We start from the raw sequence: 20,952 nt of genomic DNA on the forward strand, positions 1-20,952 counted from the left end.
CATGGTAAAAGTACAAAAAAATACCGTATTAAGCGTTTTATTATTACTTTTGTACTCAAATTGTATATAAATGGACAGTATCTCACTCATCAGAACTCCGATTGAAGCGGAACTGGGGGACTTCAAGAATCTTTTTGATAGTTCTCTTTCCAGTTCGAATGCATTGCTCGACAGTGTCGTATCCCATATACGGCAGAGGAATGGTAAGATGATGCGTCCTATTCTTGTCTTGTTGGTAGCGCGCCTTTACGGTGTTGTCCGCCCTTCCACGCTTCATGCGGCAGTTTCCTTGGAATTGCTTCACACGGCCAGCCTGGTACACGACGATGTTGTGGACGAGAGTACCGAACGTCGCGGACAACTTTCGGTGAATGCTATCTTTAATAATAAGGTAGCTGTGCTGACGGGCGACTATCTGCTGGCTACGAGCCTGGTTCACGCCGAGCAGACACACAGCCATCCTATCATCCAACTGGTGTCTTCATTGGGGCAGGATCTTGCCGACGGTGAGTTGCTCCAACTTTCCAATGTAAGCAATCATAGTTTTTCCGAATCAGTTTATTTCGATGTAATCCGTAAGAAAACCGCCGCCCTTTTCGCTGCCTGTACGAAAGCTGCCGCTTTCTCGGTGGGAGTGGGAGAGGAAGAAGCGGAATCAGCCCGTTTGTTGGGTGAATATATCGGTATCTGCTTTCAGATAAAAGACGATATTTTCGACTACTTTGATAGCAAGGAGATAGGTAAGCCGACAGGTAATGACATGCTTGAAGGAAAGCTGACTCTGCCCGCCTTGTATGTGCTGAATAAAACGAAGGACAGCGCTGTGCGAGAGATTGCTTTCAAAGTGAAGGAAGGCACGGCTACTCCCGGTGAAATAGCCCGTTTGATTGAATATGTCAAAGAAAATGGCGGTATCGAATATGCTATACAGACGATGAATGCGTATAAACAGAAGGCTTTCGACTTGTTGGCTTCTCTGCCGGACTCGGATGTTTGCGTGGCACTTCGTGCTTATCTGGATTATGTGGTAGACCGCGAAAAATAATTACTTCCGGTATTTGTCGAGAAGCGAATAACAAGACAACACCCTATCCCAATCTTCTATTTTCCCTGATTTCATCGCTCTTCCAAGTAAGTAACTCTTGTCTATCTCTTCCGCTGTGAGGAGGTCGTTAGCGCATAATTCATTCGCTTGTTCAATGTACTTCCAGGCTTCTTCTTTCGCAATGTACCCGCTACCCAAAGCGGCACGGACTAATCCTACCAGCAGTCCCATATCCCATCCGGCAATTCCTCTTTCCAAATCATTTATCCATATGATTGGGTCTCTTCTTTCCTCTGTATACTTCACGAAATTGTATAGATTCTTTCCTTGTTGGATAAAGCGTTCCACTCCGAAAAAGCGTTCCCGGATGATTGCCTCAAATTCGCAGATGTTGCTTGTGGAGAGCAGATAGGGGAGCATGATTTGGTAGGAAATCCTGTCGCCTTCGTTGATGAGAAACTGAAATAATCCGGTGACAGATTCGGTATCGGCACAATGATAATCTTCAGACAAGAAGCTGGATAGTTTTTGCGGATGCACACCGGTATCTATGGAGTTGAGATAAAACCCATTCAGTGCAGCTTCCATATAACCGATACGCAGCCCCTTTTTTCTCTTACTTCCAAGGAAGAGATTCAAGGGGTTAGGGTTGGATCGTAAGGTTTTTATGTGTGTCTCCATCCTTCGTGCTATACCATTAAAATTCACGAAAAGCGTGAGAACTGTTGCCATGTATTTTCCTGAGGCTTCGGCAAGCCGTTATGATAATACAAGCAACAGTCCCACGCTCCGTTCGATATATAACAAAAGTATATACATGAAGGTGCGTGAGACCCGTTTGCTTATTACCGCTCATAACTTTGAATTTTGCCGAATTCCAGGAAGATGGTAATAAATGAAACGTTCTCTAATATAACTAATTAGCTATACTTTCTTCGCTAAGTCATTTACAAAGATAAGGAATTTTCTTGATTGCCGGATAACTATCTTTAGATTTTTTTTATAGAAAAAAATACCGCGTCGGCTTCCGTAAGGACGGGAGCCAGCGCGGTGAGGCATATTTGATTGCTAATGTAGCCCTTAGTTCCTAGAAGAACTTGATTTCTTCGCCTTCGATGTCCGAAAGCAACAGGTTGGCGAGGCGGCTGGTTCCCAGGCGGAACAGTTGGTTGTTCAGCCATGCTTCACCCAGCACTTCTTTGACAATGGTGTAATAAATAACTGCGTCATTGACTGTATTGATTCCGCCTGCCGGCTTGAAACCTACCTTGTTTCCTGTTTTCTGATAATATTCCTTGATGGCTTCGCACATCACATAAGCGGCTTCGGGAGTAGCGGCAGGCTGCTGCTTTCCTGTAGAGGTCTTGATAAAATCAGCACCCGAATACATGGATAGGATAGAGGCCTTTTTGATGTTGGAAGCACTCTTTAGGGCACCTGTCTCGAGGATTACTTTGAGATGGTGTTCCTTGCATACTTCCTTCAATTCCTGTATTTCTTCGCACATGCCTTCGTAGTCGCCGCTCAGGAATTTGCCTATGGAGATGACGATGTCTATTTCGTCCGCCCCGTCTGCAATAGCCAATGCTGTCTCTGCTACCTTTACTTCAACAAAGGTTTGTGAAGAGGGGAATCCGCCTGATACGCAAGCGATATTGACGCCGTCCACTTCCAACGTATTCTTCACGATAGCGGCAAAATTGGGATAAACGCAGATGGCCGCAACGTTCTTCAAATCGGGGTATTCATCGTCGAACTTATTGACTTTTTCCGTAAAGTGCATCACGCTTTCATCACTGTCCGTACTGTTCAAAGTCGTCAGGTCAATGCAGTTGAACAGGAATTTCTTAACTTCTTCCGTATTGTTTTCCGGCACTTTTTTCTCGATTAATTCGGCTACGCGGGCCTGAATATCAGCATCGCTCAGATTGGTATTATACTTTGCCAACGCGGCATCATACTTGTTGGACTGTGAGTTATTCTCTTCCATGCTCTTTCAGTTTTGGGTTATTGATATGTCTTTGATTATCTCGTTTCGTTTTCTTTTCCATGCTCTTTTGCAGGGCAGTGGTGAGGTCTACGCCTGTCTGGTTGGCGATGCAGAGAAGCACCCATAGCACATCTGCTATCTCTTCGTCGAGGTTGTCTTTCTCTCCCTCCTTGAAGGACTGGTCGCCATATTTGCGTGCCATCACACGTGCCAGTTCGCCCACTTCTTCCGTCAAAACCGCCATATTTGTCAATTCGCTGAAGTAGCGGACACCGTATGTCTTGACCCATTGGTCTACTTGTTTTTGAGCTTCTTCCAAAGTCATCTTTTAGTGATTAGGGTTAGTGATTAATGATTAGTGAACGCCCGCATTTGAACGTCTATTCTTTGTTTTTAGTATCTATGCATATAGTAACAGGACCATCGTTCAAAAGTTCGACTTTCATGTCTGCCCCGAAGATTCCCGTGCCTATTTCTTTTCCCAATGCACTGTTCAGGTCTTTGCAAAATCGCTCGTAGAGTGGGATGGAAACTTCCGGTCTGGCTGCCTTGATATAAGAAGGGCGGTTTCCTTTTTTTGTAGAAGCGTGCAGGGTGAACTGGCTGATGACGAGAATCTCGCCTCCATCTTCTAAGATAGACTTATTCATAACTCCGTTTTCATCGTCGAAAATACGCAGGTTTACTATCTTTTTGCAGAGCCAGTCGATATCTTCCTGTCCGTCGGCTTCCTCGATGCCGACCAATATCAACATTCCTTTTCCGATAGCTGATTTGCAGTTTCCTTCAATGGTTACTGACGCACGGCTTACCCGTTGTATAACTATTCGCATTGCTATTTATCTTATTTCGTAATTACGAAAGGCAAATTTACGAAATTCGGAAGAGAAAACGATGTATTGAAGGAAAAATATTATGGAACTGTGCCGAAAGCTTCAATGGTAGAAATATAACTGATTCTATTCTATCAATTTCTTGTTTAACATCTATTCGATGAAAGAGTAGTCCGCAGGCTTCCCCACCTTCCAGAAAGAGGAAGATGGAGTTGTTGGATTTATATCGAATTGGCGTTATTTATTTTCGGCTTGTTCATCGTTCAATCCCGCTTTTACGGTTTTGGCTTTCGCCTCTCCAACGATGGCGCTAATCTCTTCTAAAGATGCCTCTTTTATCCGTTTTACGCTCTTAAACTCTTTCAAAAGGGCGGTTTTCGTCTTTTCTCCGATTCCCTTGATGCTATCCAGCGCAGACGCTACCTGCCGTTTGCTGCGTTTATCACGATGGAAACTGATGGCAAAACGGTGTACCTCATCCTGAATCTGCGTCAGCAAACGGAACAACGGACTATGTTGCTTGATGCCGATTGTCTGTGGCGGAAACCCGAAAAGCAGCTCTGATGTGCGGTGGCGATTGTCTTTCGCTAATCCTGCAATAGGAATGTTAAGGTTCAATTCATCTTCAATAACCTCTCTGACGACTTCCATTTGCCCTTTTCCACCATCGGTAATAATAAGGTCGGGTAGCGGAGAGCTTTCTTCAATAGCGCGTTGATAACGCCTTCTGACAACCTCTTTCATCGAAGCGTAATCATCCGGCCCCACAACCGTCTTTATGTTGTATTTCCGGTAATCTTTCTTCGATGGTTTCGCCTTTTTGAATACAACGCATGCCGCTACCGCATCAGCCCCCTGTATGTTCGAGTTATCGAAACATTCAATCTGCAAAGGCGGTTTGTCCAAGTGCAGTTCCTGCTGTATCTCCTTCATCAGACGCATGCTCCTCTGTTCGGGATTCAGCTTTTCCGCCTGCTTCAGACGGTCAGCCTTGTATTGCTTCACGTTTAAGATAGAAAGGTCTAATAACTTCTTCTTATCTCCCCGCTGAGGAACGGTGAAAACGATATTATTCAATTCCAAATCAAGCTCGAAAGGAACGATAATCTCCTTCGACAGGCTTTTGTAGCGCTCTCGCATTTCAATAATACCCAATGTCAAAAGCTCCTCTTTCGATTCATTCAGCTTTTTCTTGTATTCGAAAGTGAATGCCTGATTGATGGCTCCATTCGTAATATGCAGATAATTGATGAAAGCTGAATTAGCCTCGTCCTCTTCGATAGAAAATACGTCGATATTATGCAGCACAGAGCTTACTACCTCGGACTTCGAACGATAATTCTCTACCAACAGATACTTCTCTTTTACCTTCTGCGCTTCTTCAAACCTCATCTCGCCCGCCAATACCTGCATTTTCTCTAATAGCATCCGGCTGACCTCTTGTGTGTTTCCTTTCAGGATTTCTTTGATTTCATCGATGTTTTTGAGATAATCTTCGTGTGATTGCAACCCGATACAGGGGCCTGCGCAGTTCTTGATATGATATTCCAGACATACGTTGAACTTTCCCGCCCGTATATTCTCCGGACTCAGGTTCAGATTGCAAGTGCGTAAAGGATACAGATGCTTTATCAAATCCAATACCGCGTACATAGACGGGATATGACTGTATGGTCCATAATAAGAAGAACCGTTTCTGATAATCTTCCTGGTTCTGAAAATCCGGGGAAAATACTCGTTCTGTACGCAGATAGATGGATACGTCTTATCGTCCTTTAATAAGACGTTGTAGCGCGGCTTATACTTCTTTATCAGATTATTCTCCAGCAGCAACGCGTCTTCTTCCGTATTGACTACGATATAACGGATATCGGCAATCTTGCTGACAAGTACCCGTGTCTTTCCCGGCTCGTGTTCCTTGCTGAAATAGGAGTAGACTCTTTTTTTTAGATTTTTCGCCTTTCCAACGTATATAATCGTCCCTTCCGTATTCAGGTACTGATAGATGCCTGGCTTCTCAGGAAGGTTGGCTACGATTCCTTTCAAATATTCATTGGTTCTGCTTTCCGTTTCTGCATTCATAATCGTTAGGGCTGAGAGATCGCTAAAATAAAAAAGGGCGTAGTTCAACTACGCCCTGCAAATATAATCAAATCCTTTATAAAGACAATACAGATTCTACTTCTACATCATCTCCGAATACAGATTTTCCATTCAGGTCTTTCAGCTCGATGATGAAGTTCACATATACTTTCTTTGGTTTCAGTTTCCTTACCAGTTCGCAGGCCGCTTTCATGGTTCCGCCTGTTGCCAGCAGGTCGTCGTGCAACAAGACTACGTCATTTTCATCCAATGCGTCTTTATGAATTTGTACGGTGTCTTTTCCGTATTCCTTGTCATAGCTTTCTTCAAGCGTTTCGGCAGGAAGTTTGCCGGGCTTGCGGATAGGGATGAAACCAGCATTCAACCGGGTAGCCAGAATCGGTCCCATGATGAAACCTCTTGATTCTATACCTACCACTTTGGTGATGCCTTTATCTTTGTACATTTCGTACATGACGTTCGATAATTCCTGCAGGCACCATGGATCTTTGAATAAAGTGGTAACATCATAGAATAGGATTCCGGGAATAGGGAAATCTGGTATTTCCCGGATGCTTTTAATTAGCGTTTCTTTGCTCATAATCATTGATTTATATCGTTTCTTTAAATGCTTTGTTTCACGTGAAACGTTGCCGGCTACCGTCCGGAAAGTACCAGTAATACGTTGATGTCGCTTGGCGATACTCCCGGGATTCTGCTCGCCTGTGCAATCGTTTCCGGGTCTATCTTTATTAGTTTCTGCCGGGCTTCGGTTGATAAGGACTGAATGGAAGCGTAATCGAATTTGCCTTTGATTTTGATGCTTTCCAGTCTTGACAGTTTCTCTGCTATCATTCGCTCCCTGTCAATATATCCTTGATATTTGATTAGGATTTCGGCAGCTTCGAGAATCTCTTCTTTCCGGTCTTGATTAGAACTGGTAGCCTTTTCCAGTTCGCGTTGAAATGCCGGAACATATCCGGTGATGTTTTCAATCGTCACTTGCGGGCGATTCAGAATTTCTATCAGTTTGCATCCCTGGCGTAGGGGAGTTGTTCCTATTTTTTCGAGAGCATCATTAATTAATGCCGGTTTCATCGAATAGCTGTGCGCGAAAGATACAATTTGTTCCACCGCTTCCTTCTTGCTCTTCATTAATTGATAACGGTCTTCCTTAGCCAATCCGAGTTTATAAGCTCGTTCGGTCAGGCGCATATCAGCATCGTCCATACGGAGCAAGATACGGTATTCTGCGCGTGAAGTAAACATACGGTAAGGCTCGTCGACACCTTTGGTTACCAAATCATCGATTAATACGCCGATATATGCTTCGTCGCGTGCCAGTGTGAAGGCTTCGCCTCCGTGGCAGTTGATGTGCGCATTGATTCCCGCTATCAATCCTTGTCCGCCTGCTTCTTCGTATCCGGTAGTACCGTTTACTTGTCCGGCAAAGAAAAGGTTTTCGATAATCTTCGATTCCAACGTATGCTTTAGTTGTGTCGGGTCGAAATAGTCATATTCAATCGCATACCCCGGACGATAGATAACCAAATCCTTGAAAGCCGGAATTTTCTTTAAAGCGGCAATTTGTATGTCCATCGGAAGTGAGGAAGAGAATCCGTTGAGATATAACTCCTGTGTTGTTTCGCCTTCCGGTTCGAGGAACAGTTGGTGTTGGGTCTTGTCGGGGAAAGTCACAATCTTCGTTTCGATGCTCGGACAATAACGCGGGCCGATGCTCTGAATCTGTCCGTTGAATAGGGGAGAATCCGGCAGTCCGTCACGTAGAATCCGGTGCACCTCTTCATTGGTATAGCAGGTCCAGCATTGCAGTTGCTTCAAGTGACGTACACTTGTATTCATGAAAGAGAATTTGTGAAAGTCACATTCTCCGTCTTGTGTTTCCATTTGGTCGAAATGAACGCTGCGCGCGTCGATTCGTACCGGGGTTCCGGTTTTCATCCTTCCGTAAGTGATACCGTGGCGGGCGATGGATTCGGTTAATTTATAGGAGGCCGGTTCTGCCATTCTTCCGCCCGGCAACTGGTGGCGTCCTACGTGCATCAGTCCGTTGAGGAAAGTTCCTGCAGTGAGTACTATGCATTTTGCCTTGAAGGTGACACCCCATGCGGTAACCAGTCCGGTCACTGTACCGTCTTCAACAAGAAGTTCGCATACGGTATCTTGCCAGATATGAAGGTTGGGGGTATTCTCCAGTCTTTCCCGCCACGACCAGATAAACTTGGCACGGTCGCATTGGGCACGGGGACTCCACATGGCGGGGCCTTTCGAACGGTTCAGTATTCGGAACTGGATAGCTGTTTCGTCTGTCACCAATCCCATCTGTCCGCCCAGCGCATCTATTTCACGTACAATTTGTCCTTTGGCGATTCCACCCACGGCAGGGTTGCAGCTCATCTGTCCAATCTTGTTCATATCCATCGTAATGAGACAAGTCTTGGAACCTAAATTTGCAGCAGCGGCTGCCGCTTCGCAACCGGCATGTCCGGCACCAATTACAATTACGTCGTACTTAAAATCCATTCCTATCTTATTTATTATCAAACGCTGCAAAGTTACGGAAAAGTTGTGAGAAATATATCCTCATGCTCTTTTTGCTTCCGAAAATTCGGGGAACTGTCCGGCTTCGTCGAAAAAATCGTCGTGATTTCGGCTTGGAAAAATACAGATTGTTCAGAGAACGAGGACTGTTCTGTTCCTGTATATACTCATTCCCTTTCAAAAAGTTTATTTCCTGCATAGTAATCTTGGCTTATGCTTACTTTTTGCCAGTTCTAAAACTGTCGGAAACAAGATGAAACTAGAGCACGAAGTGTTAATTTTGCCTTATCTCTTGACATAAGTCAAAAAAACAAGTCGAAATTTAATTTTTTGTATAATGGTTCTTGTCGTTTTCCAAAACAGCTTTACCTTTGCAGTGTAGTTGTGAAACTACTAAGATTTTTAGGTATTAGAAAAAGGTAATAATAAAAGGTATTAGTTTATAAAATTAAGGTATTAGATTTAAAGATTAGTTTTTAGGAAAAAGATTGTTTTGATTAGGTATTAGTAGAAAGTAGTTTTCAGGTAACGAGTAAATGAAAGATGAAAAAAAGAAGAATCCCATTAAGGGGGATTCTTTAAAGGTGGAGCGGAATGATTCGCTCTTTTTTTGTGCCTTGCTGGGGGATATCTGGTGTTCCTTGTTTTAGTAGGGGGGGGCTGAGAAAAGAAAAAGCCCCGGAGAAGAACTTCCGGGACCCTTTCATGTAGTAACGAACAAATGCTCTTTTTATTTTATTTCAAGATTTCGTTCAACTTCTTTTCAACTTGCTCGCCTCTGAGGTTTTTTCCTATAATCATTCCGTTAGGGTCTACCAACAGGGTAGTAGGGATGGCTCTTATGCCGTAAACCGTAGCGCCTTCACTCTTCCATCCCTTTAAATCGGATATTTGCGGCCATGTGATACCCAAGCTCTTAATTCCCTTCAACCATGCTTCTTTCTTGTCGTCCAGAGAGACACCGATGATTTCAAATCCTTTGGATGCAAATTTCTCATAAGCAGCTTTTAGATGTGGAATTTCCCCACGGCAAGGACCACACCATGATGCCCAAAAATCTATCAATACATATTTCCCTTTTCCAATATAGTCGGATAATGCAACCTCTTTATCATTTATATCTTTCGATTTGAAATCCGTAAATTTCTGTCCTACTTCAGCCCGTTTCATAGCAATCTGATGCTTGATGACAGCCTGGGTAAATCCGTTTTCCTTCATAACCGGGGAGGCAACGGCAAGAATTTTTGCAACTTCTTCGCTTGACAGGCTGCTTTCAAACCGACGGAGTAACTGTGCCCCGGCGATATTATTCAGGTTTTGGTTGATACATTCTTTTATTACCGCCGTTTGTCTCTTGCTTACGTCTTCCCATTTCTTTTCCAATTCAAGCATTTTTGCTTTATCCTCTTCTTTCAATTCAGAAGCCTGTTGTCTCAATGCCTTATATTCGCTGTTGAACGCATTAATCCTCTCATTGCAAGCTTCGAGAATATCATTTGTAGGCGTTCCTGTCGCTTTTCCCGGACTATCAAGTGAGACGTTGATAGTTCCGTCCTCAAGAACCAAAGTTGTCCTGGCTCTGCCCGCTGATACGGTGGCAAAACAGACTTTAGGCTGCGTTCCTTTGAATGTAAAAGCATTATTGCTGATAATTACACTATCCATTGCGTTGGTCTGGCTGTTCTCTGCGTCATTGAGATAGACTGTCTGGCCATCCATGCCGGTAGCAGTACCTTTTATGGTATAGTTTACTTGCGCAGATGCAGCGAGTGACATGCATAATGCACATGCCGTGATACTAATTCTGTTCATAATTCGAATATTAAAGTTTTATTGTATGTTCAAGCTATCCGTTTATTTCTTTCCGAGCGGGTCATATGGACGGTTATCTACTTCCAATCCCCATTGCGGATTCTTTTCAATGATAGAGTTTGATTTCGGCAGCGTGTAATATTCGTTATTTACCGGAGCCGAATAGGTCTTGCTTCCTATCTTATGCGTGATTGTTGTCTGACACCAGGGTTTCCCTGTGTCATATACAAAACGCTTGATGTCAAAGGTACGCTGATAAGATGAAATAGGCAATTCCCGGCGGCGTTCTTTTAGTATTTCATACAGTAATTCATCTTCATTTAAAGAACTGCCATTTGGCAAATCGGTGTTATCGCCGGAATAACGATACTTGCGCAACAAGTTCAGGTCTTTCAACGCATTTGTCTTGTCGGAAGTGCGGGCTTCCGCCTCTGCCTTCATTAATAGAAGTTGAGGATATGTGATGCCCTGATTGGTCAGCATTTTGGAGCTGCGACAATACGTCCTTTTTATGCCGTCCTCATATTTAATGCCGCCTACAGTCGTTGAATATCCTAATATTCTCAAGGCAAATAGTTGGTATCGCCTGTCGGTATTTGGATCGAACAGAGCAAGGAAGTCATCCGACGGGTAATAAGTGGATTGACCGTTCGTGGTGGCGCAACCGGCAGGTGCTGTCCTGTAAAACAGGTTTTCCCGGTGTATGCTTTGGTTGAACAACAAGTCCTGTCCGCGTAAGTCGAGTGACAGCTCTTTATCCGTTCCTTCTGCCGGATCGGCATTGGGGTCGTCGTCATAGTAACATTGGTTGAAGTCATAAATCATATTATCAACACTTCCTTTCAGCGCGACAGAACGGCTCCACGCTTCCGACGCTTCTTTCAGCATATTGGTCCAGTCCCTCATATACATGAAATATTCTGCCCGCAAAGCATGCACAGCCGCTTTATTGGCTCTGCAGGGATTCACTACATTTTCGGGAGCATCCAGCGCATCGTCCAAATCTTTCTTCACAAACTGCATCAACTCTGCTGTTGTAGCTAGGTCGGGATTAGGCACAGTAGGGTCGCCCGAAGTGCGGTAAGGAATTGTTTTTGTGCTGTTGTCCCCATTAGGGTTATACATCGGGCCATAGCCCAATCCGCCGACCATGTAAGACCAGGCGCGCCCGGCTTTGGCTTGTGCGATTACGGCTTTGCCGTTTTCCGTTTCGGCAGCTCCGTCCAGGCCTTCAATGCCTTCGATGACGTTGTTAAACAATCCGGCTGCCCGGTATATTCCCCATTCCCATGTGTATTGCGGCTTGATAGGGCTTTCGTAAGGTACGTTAAACGTATAGGCTGCATATACATCTTTATTGACATAAGAGCTTATGTATTTATATTTATCCAAGTTCTCGCTTATGGATAAATTATCTGCCAGCATAGAGTAAAAAGAGGTATTGTTATTATTCATGAAGTGGTACTTGATGGTACTTTCATTGTTTAAAAGATTTTCAAATTCCTCTATCTCTGTCGGTATTAATTTTCCAATGGGCTTCACATCCAGGAAATCACTGCAAGACGAACAAGCGATTGAGAGTAAAAATAAGTATTTTAGTTTCATGATTTATTCAATTAAAATGAGAATGACAAACCGATATAAAACTCAGGACGTAAAGGCAATGAAGTGTATCCTTGGTCGTAAGTGGGACCGGAATATCCAGTTTCATTGACTTCTGCGATTTCAGGGTCTATGTCGACTCCTTTGGCTGTAATCCTGAATAAATTGCGCATCTGAAAATAGACTCTTGCATTATTCAGATGAATCTTGTTGATGAGCGAGCGGTCAAAAGTATAAGCCAGCGTGATATCCCGCAATTTCATATAACTGGCGTTCCCAACTAATATATCCAAGTACGGAAAATCGAATAAATCCATATTCCAGCTTTTCAGTACCGGATAAATCGCCGTCTTTTCGTCTCCCGGCTTTTGCCATCTTTCGCCTACATGGCGGTTGGAATAGTTAGAGCCGCTAAAGGCATCCTTGCGGTATTTATGACCTAATTTGGCGATTAACATAAATGATAAATCCCAGTTCTTATAACTAAAACTCTGAGTCATGGACATATCAAACTTGGGGCGTAAGCTTCCCTGGCAATAAACATCTTCTATCTCGGCATCACCAATCAAGATTTTGTCTCCTTTTGAATTATAAATCATAGTGGCACCTTCTTCATTCAAACCTGCGAATTTATATCCCCAGATAGAATTGGCGGGGTATCCGGCAACTGTGACAGAACCTGTGCTCGGCGTGTAACTGCTTGCGTAACTACGGGTTACGTTATATTCTTTCACTTTGTTGTGATTGTATGCGAAATTGTAATTGATATTCCATTTGAAATTACGCGTCACAATAGCGTCAGCATCTACCGTTATTTCTATACCGTTATTGACAATCCTGCCTACATTCTTTGTCAGAGAAGCAAAACCGGTAGTAGGGTCTATCGCGTCTTTCGCCAGCAGGTCGGAACTGTTTTTGGTATAATAATCAAAACTAAAGTTCAGGCGGCTGTTCAGGAAAGAGAGGTCCAGACCGATGTTAGTAGTTTTTGTCTTTTCCCATCTTAACTGGTTGTTGGGCGGGGAAGCCACCTTGTAGGATACGCCGCCGGTCGTCTGATTGTAATCTCCCGCTTCCAGAATCAGGAACGGGCCTTCATCCAAGGCAATATTACCGTTTATACCGTAAGACGCACGGATATTCAGCCTGTTAATCCACGGTACATCGAAAAAATCTTCATTGGCAAGCTTATATGTTCCACCTACAGACCAAAGCGGTTTATGGCGATATTTAGGGTCTGTGCCGAAGAAGTTGGTTAAATCCATACGTACACTCCCGCTTACGATAAACTTGTTGTTGTACTCATAAGAGCCGTTACCATACCAGGACACGAAACGGTTGTCGCGATAGGTGTACTCCCCGTTTGTGAATGTATCATATAACGGGGGACTCCATGGAGAGCCGAACAACATATCCGCATAGTTTACATTGCCGACAAAATCTTTTAAATTCATCGGGATAAACGAGCCGGCTACTTCATTATATCCCGCACGGGTTGCCATAGTGTTGTAATCATACGTAGAACGGCGCACTTCGTTACCGGCAAGGATTGTGACGCGGTGTTTGTCGTTCAGGAATGAACGGTTGTAATTGATTTGGGTACGTATTGTCCAATCCTCGCTTACATTTCTTTTTTCGTTGATAACAGCACCGTCGGGCAAATAATGGTTTACGGTATTTGTCTTGGATGTCGCGTCGTTATAGGCGATGCGTACAGCGTAAGAATCCGCCTGGCGCAGTTGTTTGTATTGGTAATTGCCCCTTTGCCACACTCCGCCGACTTCGATATTCAGTCCTTTCATAATATCCAGGCGCAGTTTGCCGCTGATTCTTGTGCTGAAGTTCGTAGTGCTTATTGCGTCCTTATAAACATCCTCAATCGGATTATACGTCCAGTCTTTCATGCCGGGCGTATTCTGGTAAGTTTTTACTTTATATTGGCTGAGTCCCCATACATTACACGGCTTTCCGTTTTCATCTACAATGGCGGTATAAGGCTGCAAATCGGAGCCGCTGCTATATCCGGTCAGGGCCGAATAGGTCGTATTCGGTTCGTTGGTACGGTTGTATAAGATATTTGCCCCCAAATCTATGATTAAGAACTTATAAGGTTTCCATTGGTTGTTGAAATCCAGAATCAGCCTGTCCTCATTCGTATTGATGAAGCTGCCTCTTTTGTAATTATAATTGGCTGCTACGTTGTACATATAGTTGTCTTCGCCACCGGAAATGGAAACATTGTGCTGATGGCTCAACTGGTTGCGGAACATATACTTCTCAATCTGTTTCAAGCCATTTACCTGGCGGAGCTGGTTTATTTCCGCCATCGCTTCATCCTGTGTTATCTTGTTATTGTGTGCCTGCATCAACAGATAACTGACTCTGCTCATATTACCCTCATCCAGTGGGTCATAACTGTCCGGTGACTGATTGAACAAGTCAATCTCGGCATCAATATAATCCGATGAAGATGCCCTGTTCAATTTGCTTAAATCAGGTTTCAGCGTCACGTTGAACGAACCTTTGTAAGAGACTACCGCCTTTCCTTTCTGACCGCGCTTCGTTGTGATGACGATAACCCCGTTGGCTGCCCGCGAACCGTAGATAGAGGCGGCTACACCATCCTTGAGCACTGTGATATTCTGGATGTTATCAGGGTTCAAGTCTTCCAGTTTACCTTCGATTGGATAGCCGTCGACTACAAGCAGCGGGGTTTTCTCGGCATTGAAAGTAGAAACGCCCCGGATTTCAATGTTTCCTTTCTTGTCTATCACGATACCGGCAGCCTGTCCTTCCAGTAAAGATTTCAAGTCGGGTTGCAGTTTGGTTTCCAGTTTGCTTGAAGAAATAAGCCCGAATGCCCCTGTCACCCTTTCCTTGGATAAGGTTTGATAACCGGTCACTATCACTTCGCTCAATGCAGAAGTGGCAGGCAATAATTTCACACTTATAGCTTTGGTGGCGGGAGTAACCTTTACCATTTGGTCTGCCATGCCTACAAAAGTAAAAGTTAGTACTTCGCCCGGTGCGGCTTTGATTGAAAAGTGCCCGTTGGCATCCGTGATGGTGCCGTTGTTGCTTTTGGGGACAAAGACGCTTACGCCTACCAGCCCGTCCCCGTTTTCGTCTACGACAGTCCCCGAAATATTTACAGGAGCATATTTCTTGTCACTGCCTGTCACTTCTTTTTCCGGATAAAGAAGAATCAGATTCCTTTTAATCTCGTAACGCAACGAAGTCTGTTTGCAGAAATCCTGAAGAACTTTGGGCAAAGAGGTGTTTTGATAACTCAATGTCACTGTCTGTCCCGGATGAATGGTCGTTTCTTCGTACACAAAATGCAGATTCGTCTCTCTTTGCAATTGATCCAACACTACCCTGACCAGAGTGTTTTGAACATTTATGCTAATCTTCTTGTCGGCCTGGGCAAACGCTTGTGTGCCAACTGTTAAAGAGAAGAGCATAAAAGTTATAAAACATCTAATCATTAAATTCTTACGAAGAAAAATTTCGTTTAAAACTTTTTTTCCCATAACTTTGTTTTGATTAAATGATGTGAAATTTCCTGTCTTACAGGATTTTGATTGTTTATTTATAGCGGGAAGGCTCCACCCTTTCCGCTATTCTGTTATATATATTTGATTGTTTTCTCTGATAAATTTCACGTTCGACACTTTCTCGATTACTTCGATGGCGAAACTTAGTTCGTTGTTGCGGAATATAACTCCGGCAAAGCGTTTGTGCTTCAGTTTTTCATTATTGAAGCGGATATCCACGTTGTACCAGCGTGAAAGTTGCGCGGCGATGTCTCCAAGCTCTGTCTTGCGGAACTCATACATTCCTTGCGACCACGATGTGAAGAGGCTTGCATCCACATTTTCTACCTCGATATCCCCCGTCCCGTGCATTGCCGCTTGCTGGTTCGGGAGTAGAGTGACCGAAGCTTCCTGGTTATATATCTTTACTTTACCTTCTGCCAGCGTCGTATAGATTTTATTTTCCGGATATGCTGAGACATTAAACTTCGTGCCCAGTACCTCTATTTTATTGTCGGAAACACTGACTATGAAAGGACGTTTATTGTCTTTGGCAACTTCAAAATAGGCTTCACCTGTCAAAGTAACTTCACGTTTGTCCGCGAAACTGACCGGATAACGCAGGCTACTTTCAGAATTTAACCACACCTTTGTCCCGTCTGCCAGAACCAGCAGGTACTCGCCGCCACGGGGAACGGTTAGCGTATTGTATTTGAGAGTCTTGGGCGTCTCCTTTTTCGTGTCTTGATAAACAAGCGCCTCATTGGGCTTGCTGACGGCAATTGTGCCTTCCGTACTCTCTATATTTCCTTCTTTTGTACCTAAATCTATTTCTTTCCCGTCATCCAGGGTTAAAGTGGCTTTTTTGCTGCCCATTTCCGGAAAAGAATCCGTTGCGGCGGAAAGTTCTGTTTCCTTATGAGGGAAATTATGAGATAAGGAAGTGTAAGCCAGTGTGAAAATGAGCAGGAAAGATGCCGCGACAGCAACAGATGTATATGTCACGCGACGTATTTGTCTCCGGCTTTTCTTTTTCTGAAGGCGTTTCCATGCTTGTGCAGCGTCATACTGTTCGATGAAGTCAAGGCAACGTCTGATTCTATGATGTTCAAACCATGTCTTTGCCGCCTTCTTGTGTTCATTCAAGTTATTGAACTGCGTGCGAGGGTTTTTCATTTCTTTGCTCATTTTATCAATCCTTTATAATAAGGAGTATAAAAGTTGCAAAATGGGTGACATAAGAAACGAAAAATATAAAATTAATTATTTTATAGCCATAAAAGTATTAGGTTGTTATCTTTGCGCAAGCGCTTTAATGCACGTGACAGATGGGTTTTCAGGGTATTCACGGATATATTCAGTTCTTCTGCCGCTTCTTTGTATTTTTTGTTTTCGAGAATCACCGCTTGCACGGCAGAGAGTTCCTGTTTGGGCAGCTTTTCCAGTTCTTCCATGATTTTCCTCTCTTTTTCTCTCAGTTCTTCTTCGTCGGTGATAGATTCGGTGATATCTATTTCCGTATCAAAAAGTTCTTCCATTGAGACGAGGTTGTTCTTCCTTAATGATAAGTAAGAGTTGTTTCGTATGGCATAAAACAGGTAACTGCGTAACTTGACAGCAATATTCTGATATGTTTTTTTCTCCCAAAAAGAGATAAAGAAGTCCTGCACGATGTCTTCAGCCATGCTGAAAGAGTCTGTCAATTGCACGGCGTAAAGACAAAGAGGCATATAATACGTATCAAACATCAATTTGAACGCACTTTGAGGATTGGTGCGAAACAGTTCCAATATGAGCTTGTCTTTTTCGTCGTAATATTTTTGTTTCTCTTGAAATCTGTGCATTACTTACTGCTTTTGGTTTTGCAAAGAAACGAAAAAAAAGCTTTCTAGGAACATTTTGATAATTATTAATGGTAGATATTGGCATATCCTTACGGACAAATAGTTTCAACCCTATTTGAAACTATTTGTTTCATGCCTTGAAACTGTTTGTTTCACCTAGTGAAACACTTTGTTTCTCGGTGTGAAACTGTTTGTTTCAAAGTATGAAACTGATTGTTGTCCTATAAGGTACGGAATGTTGTCCTACAGGTTACGGTTGCTTTGCCCGCATCCGTCTTGTCTGACTCATTGTTGATACAAAACTTCTTATATTTATTTCCGTATTCCAACATAGTTCAAAAAAAACATCTATCTTTGTCACGCACTTTCAGCCCATCGGCGTGATGAAACTGGCGGAAAGTGTTTTTTATTTCCTTTATGGAGTAAATAACGTATTGTCTCTCTTATCAGAAAATAGCAAACTTTTATGTACTGAGAGGTGATACAACAGATACTCCACGTGGACGGCTGTATATCAACATATCCGTAAGAGATGTGTTATATATAAACGATTGGCGTGGATGTCTGTTGTTCTCATTATCTGGTACAAGGGTGTTGCTAGCCTCTGATAAGGATAATGGTGCAACAGCATCTGCGCCTTTCTTGTGTCCAGACGGCTTGTTTCGCGCCCTTGTATATACCCTAATTAGTCCCCACCCACCGGATTATAGAAAGTGCAGATGCCCGTTGTACTAATATATTAAGAAAAGAGCTTTCACTCTTTTAATTGTATAACACATAAAAAACGAACACTATGTCGGAATGGATTAATATAAAAGAAGCGGCTAAGAGACACAACCTTGATGAAGAGTATATCCAACTTTGGGCGGATATGAAAGTGGTAACTGCTTATCTTAAGGAATATAATACAGTTGTAGTAAACGATGAATGCCTTCGTGCATTTTTGAAAGTTAAAGAGCAAGGGGATACTTTGGCATATGTTGGGATGCTGGAGCAATTTTGTATCAGCAAATCTGAGGCTTGTGCAACGTATGCCTATCTCTTAAGTGCACGCGACAAGGAAATAGAAATGTATAGAGACGCAAAAACGCAGCGGGATGCATTGCGTAGGATGTGGCTGGAACAGAACGACCAAATGCGGGATTTGGCGGCAGAACTTGCATTGGAGCAAACTTGTTGTCATAAATGTTGGTTGAAGAAGGTGTGTATGACAATCAGGAAAATAACAGCTCGTAGCCATGTCAGAATGAGGTTTCCGGTAAGATTGAAGAGAAATAACAAGAAATCAGAGCGATAAAAAGGCGGTGATAGGTGATAGATAAGGTGATAGGTTGCCGACAACCTATCACCATACCTGAAAGTGCCATGAATAAACTGTTTCAAGATGCCCGGTGATAGGTGAAAGAGGAAAGTGAAAAAACTCTATGTGTGTGAGAGAGCTTTTTTTATTTTCTATTTTGTAAGCCGGCAAGGTCTGCGTTTCTGAAAAAAACAATATATTTGCATTCGTAAATATCGCAAAAGTAAGTAGTTACGGTGATTTTTATGAATTCTGTTTTCTTTTTTCGCAGGTAATGTGACAGTATGAACGATAAAATTGACACCATAGTAGCGGGAGTAAACCGGAAGGATGAAAAGATGTGGGGCGATTTCTACGATCGTTTTTATGCTGCTTTATGTGTTTATGTCTCCAAGATATTGCCAGTCCCCGATGCGGTGGAAGATTTGGTGCAGGAAGTCTTTATTTCTGTATGGGAGGGCAAGCGTACCTTTTCCGATATTAAAGAACTTACCAATTATCTTTATCGTGCCTGCTATAATAACACCTTATTATATATACGCAATAATCAAATCCATGATACCATATTGAGTTCTTTAGCCGAAGAAGAAGGTGTAGAGGATGAAGATATGATTTATGCATTGACGGTAAAAGAAGAAATTATCCGCCAACTGTATTGCCATATTGAAGAGCTTCCTGCCGAACAACGCCGGATTATTTTAATGAGAATCGAGGGGTATACATGGGAAGAGATAGCGGAACGTCTGGATATAAGCATCAATACCGTTAAAACTCAAAAGACCCGCAGCTATAAATTTCTCCGTGAAAGGTTGGGAGATTCCATGAATTCCATAATTCTTTGTTTATTTCTCTAAAATAAATAAAAAGTCAATTTGATACTTCTTTATCTTTTTATTAATTGATTAGGAAATGGTTTCTTTGTTAAAACGCATACTTTCTCTTTTAAATTATAGCATAATGCTATATATTTCTCTCTAAAATCCTATTGCTCATATTCTTATCTTAAAAAAATATATTCTTTTTGTCACCCCTTTCTATGAGTTATGTATATTTATAATAAAGAGTAATTAAACAATTGTTTAATTAAAAAATCGCAATAAGATGAATAAGTTCGAAAATGTATATCAAGATGCCGCTTTGATGAGAAAGGTTCTTTTGGGAGAAGCCGATGAAGTGGAGCAACAAGACCTTGAAAAACGGCTGGTGGAATGTCCGGACTTACGAAAAGTATATGGGCAACTTCAGAACGGGGAGACATTGAGAGTCGCCTTTGGAGAGTATCAGAATTATTCGTCAAAGAAGGCTTATCAATCTTTTCTTCAGAAAATCGGGCGGATGGAGCCGAAAGTTCAGAAGCGTCGTTCTCTCCGGATTTGGTGGTACACCGCTGCGGCTGTCGTTACTTTAGTTGTCGCCCTTTCTTTCTACATGTCGAATTATATTTCACAGGAAGAGGAGGGGAGAGTTCTGATTCAACCGGGAACTCAACAGGCACAACTGACTTTGCCCGATGGCAGCGTGATTGATGTGAATAAGAAAGAAGTGAGCGTAATAGTGGACGGTGTTCAAGTAAAATATAAGAAAGGTGTACTTTCTTACCAACCTGCCGTTGCAACACAACACGAGGAAAAAAATGTCGAAGAGCAACCAGCTAAATCAAATGAACTGGTTATACCGCGTGGGGGTGAAAACACCGTAATCCTCGCAGATGGAACTACGGTTCATTTGAATGCCGGTTCCAAACTGACTTATCCGGTACGTTTTGCCGGTAAACGCAGAATTGTACGTTTGGAAGGCGAAGCCTATTTTGATGTTGTGGCGGATGAGGAACATCCGTTTGTGGTACAAACTCATCTTGGAGAAATAACCGTACTTGGTACTGAATTCAATGTGAATGCTTATGCCGATGCCTCTGTCTGCTATACGACTCTGGTGCATGGGAAAGTGAAATTCTCCACATTAAATGCGGAAACGATTACTCTTTCTCCGGGTGAACAGGCTGTTGTATTTGCTAATAGTTCAACGAAACGCGAGGTGGATTTGGAAGAATACGTTGGTTGGGTAGATGGCATGTACATTTTTAATGACCGTCCCTTGGGTGATATTATGAAGACATTCGAACGCTGGTACGACATACAGGTTTATTACGAAACCCCGAACCTGCGGGACATTACATATAGTGGCAGCTTGAAACGCCACGGAACAATAAATTCCTTCCTGGATGCTTTGGAATTGACAGGGGATCTGACTTACAAAATCAGTGGCAGGAGTATATTGATATATGACAAAGCGGATGAACAGGAATAGAAGGATAGAATATTAGAATAATTAGAATATTAGGTACAC

16 protein-coding genes are annotated in these 20,952 nt (G+C 42.9%); 4 read left to right on the forward strand and 12 right to left on the reverse strand.

What is annotated here, in order from left to right:
- Positions 1-70 precede the first annotated feature (70 nt).
- Positions 71-1,045 carry a polyprenyl synthetase family protein gene (locus tag ACGHVY_RS15295; protein ID WP_390599715.1) on the forward strand — a complete coding sequence of 325 codons (975 nt, stop codon included), beginning with the start codon at positions 71-73 and terminating at the stop codon, positions 1,043-1,045.
- Here the strand turns inward: ACGHVY_RS15295 and ACGHVY_RS15300 are convergent, their stop codons facing one another.
- The 12 genes from ACGHVY_RS15300 to ACGHVY_RS15355 form a co-directional block, all read right to left on the reverse strand.
- On the reverse strand, positions 1,046-1,726 hold the full coding sequence (locus ACGHVY_RS15300) for a DUF1266 domain-containing protein (RefSeq protein ID WP_390600942.1): 681 nt from the start codon (positions 1,724-1,726) through the stop codon (positions 1,046-1,048).
- 406 nt (positions 1,727-2,132) lie between these two features.
- Positions 2,133-3,035, reverse strand: coding sequence for a deoxyribose-phosphate aldolase (gene deoC, locus ACGHVY_RS15305; RefSeq protein ID WP_308747047.1), 903 nt, complete (start codon positions 3,033-3,035; stop codon positions 2,133-2,135).
- Positions 3,022-3,360 (reverse strand): nucleotide pyrophosphohydrolase, encoded by a 339-nt coding sequence (locus ACGHVY_RS15310; RefSeq protein ID WP_308747046.1) that lies wholly within the window; start codon positions 3,358-3,360, stop codon positions 3,022-3,024. The genes deoC and ACGHVY_RS15310 overlap by 14 nt, the downstream gene beginning before the upstream one ends.
- A 55-nt stretch (positions 3,361-3,415) precedes the next feature.
- Positions 3,416-3,868, reverse strand: a complete 453-nt coding sequence (dtd, locus tag ACGHVY_RS15315) for a D-aminoacyl-tRNA deacylase (RefSeq protein ID WP_308747045.1) — start codon at positions 3,866-3,868, stop codon at positions 3,416-3,418.
- 237 nt (positions 3,869-4,105) lie between these two features.
- Positions 4,106-5,950, reverse strand: coding sequence for an excinuclease ABC subunit UvrC (uvrC, locus tag ACGHVY_RS15320; RefSeq protein ID WP_308747044.1), 1,845 nt, complete (start codon positions 5,948-5,950; stop codon positions 4,106-4,108).
- Positions 5,951-6,026: 76 nt separating this feature from the next.
- On the reverse strand, positions 6,027-6,557 hold the full coding sequence (locus ACGHVY_RS15325; RefSeq protein WP_242357730.1) for an adenine phosphoribosyltransferase: 531 nt from the start codon (positions 6,555-6,557) through the stop codon (positions 6,027-6,029).
- A gap of 50 nt (positions 6,558-6,607) precedes the next feature.
- On the reverse strand, positions 6,608-8,494 hold the full coding sequence (mnmG, locus tag ACGHVY_RS15330; RefSeq protein WP_390599717.1) for a tRNA uridine-5-carboxymethylaminomethyl(34) synthesis enzyme MnmG: 1,887 nt from the start codon (positions 8,492-8,494) through the stop codon (positions 6,608-6,610).
- 753 nt (positions 8,495-9,247) lie between these two features.
- The gene (locus tag ACGHVY_RS15335; protein ID WP_308747238.1) at positions 9,248-10,324 is read right to left on the reverse strand and encodes an AhpC/TSA family protein; all 1,077 of its coding nucleotides are present in this window, start codon (positions 10,322-10,324) and stop codon (positions 9,248-9,250) included.
- A 42-nt stretch (positions 10,325-10,366) separates the two neighbouring features.
- Entirely contained in the window at positions 10,367-11,929 is a 1,563-nt protein-coding gene (locus tag ACGHVY_RS15340; protein WP_390599718.1) for a RagB/SusD family nutrient uptake outer membrane protein, read from the reverse strand.
- 11 nt (positions 11,930-11,940) lie between these two features.
- Positions 11,941-15,390 (reverse strand): SusC/RagA family TonB-linked outer membrane protein, encoded by a 3,450-nt coding sequence (locus ACGHVY_RS15345; RefSeq protein ID WP_390599719.1) that lies wholly within the window; start codon positions 15,388-15,390, stop codon positions 11,941-11,943.
- Positions 15,391-15,546: 156 nt separating this feature from the next.
- Entirely contained in the window at positions 15,547-16,650 is a 1,104-nt protein-coding gene (locus ACGHVY_RS15350; protein ID WP_390599720.1) for a FecR family protein, read from the reverse strand.
- A gap of 80 nt (positions 16,651-16,730) precedes the next feature.
- Entirely contained in the window at positions 16,731-17,306 is a 576-nt protein-coding gene (locus tag ACGHVY_RS15355) for an RNA polymerase sigma factor (protein ID WP_022138046.1), read from the reverse strand.
- Positions 17,307-18,099: 793 nt separating this feature from the next.
- Here ACGHVY_RS15355 and ACGHVY_RS15360 point away from each other — a divergent pair.
- The 3 genes from ACGHVY_RS15360 to ACGHVY_RS15370 all read left to right on the forward strand — a co-directional run bounded on the left by ACGHVY_RS15360 (position 18,100) and on the right by ACGHVY_RS15370 (position 20,913).
- The gene (locus tag ACGHVY_RS15360) at positions 18,100-18,603 is read left to right on the forward strand and encodes a hypothetical protein (protein WP_390599722.1); all 504 of its coding nucleotides are present in this window, start codon (positions 18,100-18,102) and stop codon (positions 18,601-18,603) included.
- 287 nt (positions 18,604-18,890) lie between these two features.
- Positions 18,891-19,460 carry an RNA polymerase sigma-70 factor gene (locus ACGHVY_RS15365; RefSeq protein ID WP_390599723.1) on the forward strand — a complete coding sequence of 190 codons (570 nt, stop codon included), beginning with the start codon at positions 18,891-18,893 and terminating at the stop codon, positions 19,458-19,460.
- 247 nt (positions 19,461-19,707) lie between these two features.
- Positions 19,708-20,913: a FecR family protein gene (locus ACGHVY_RS15370; RefSeq protein WP_390599724.1), complete on the forward strand. Its 1,206-nt coding sequence runs from the start codon at positions 19,708-19,710 to the stop codon at positions 20,911-20,913.
- The last annotated feature ends 39 nt before the right edge of the window (positions 20,914-20,952 follow it).

This window comes from Bacteroides sp. f07 (genome assembly GCF_042854785.1).
Lineage (GTDB): Bacteria > Bacteroidota > Bacteroidia > Bacteroidales > Bacteroidaceae > Bacteroides.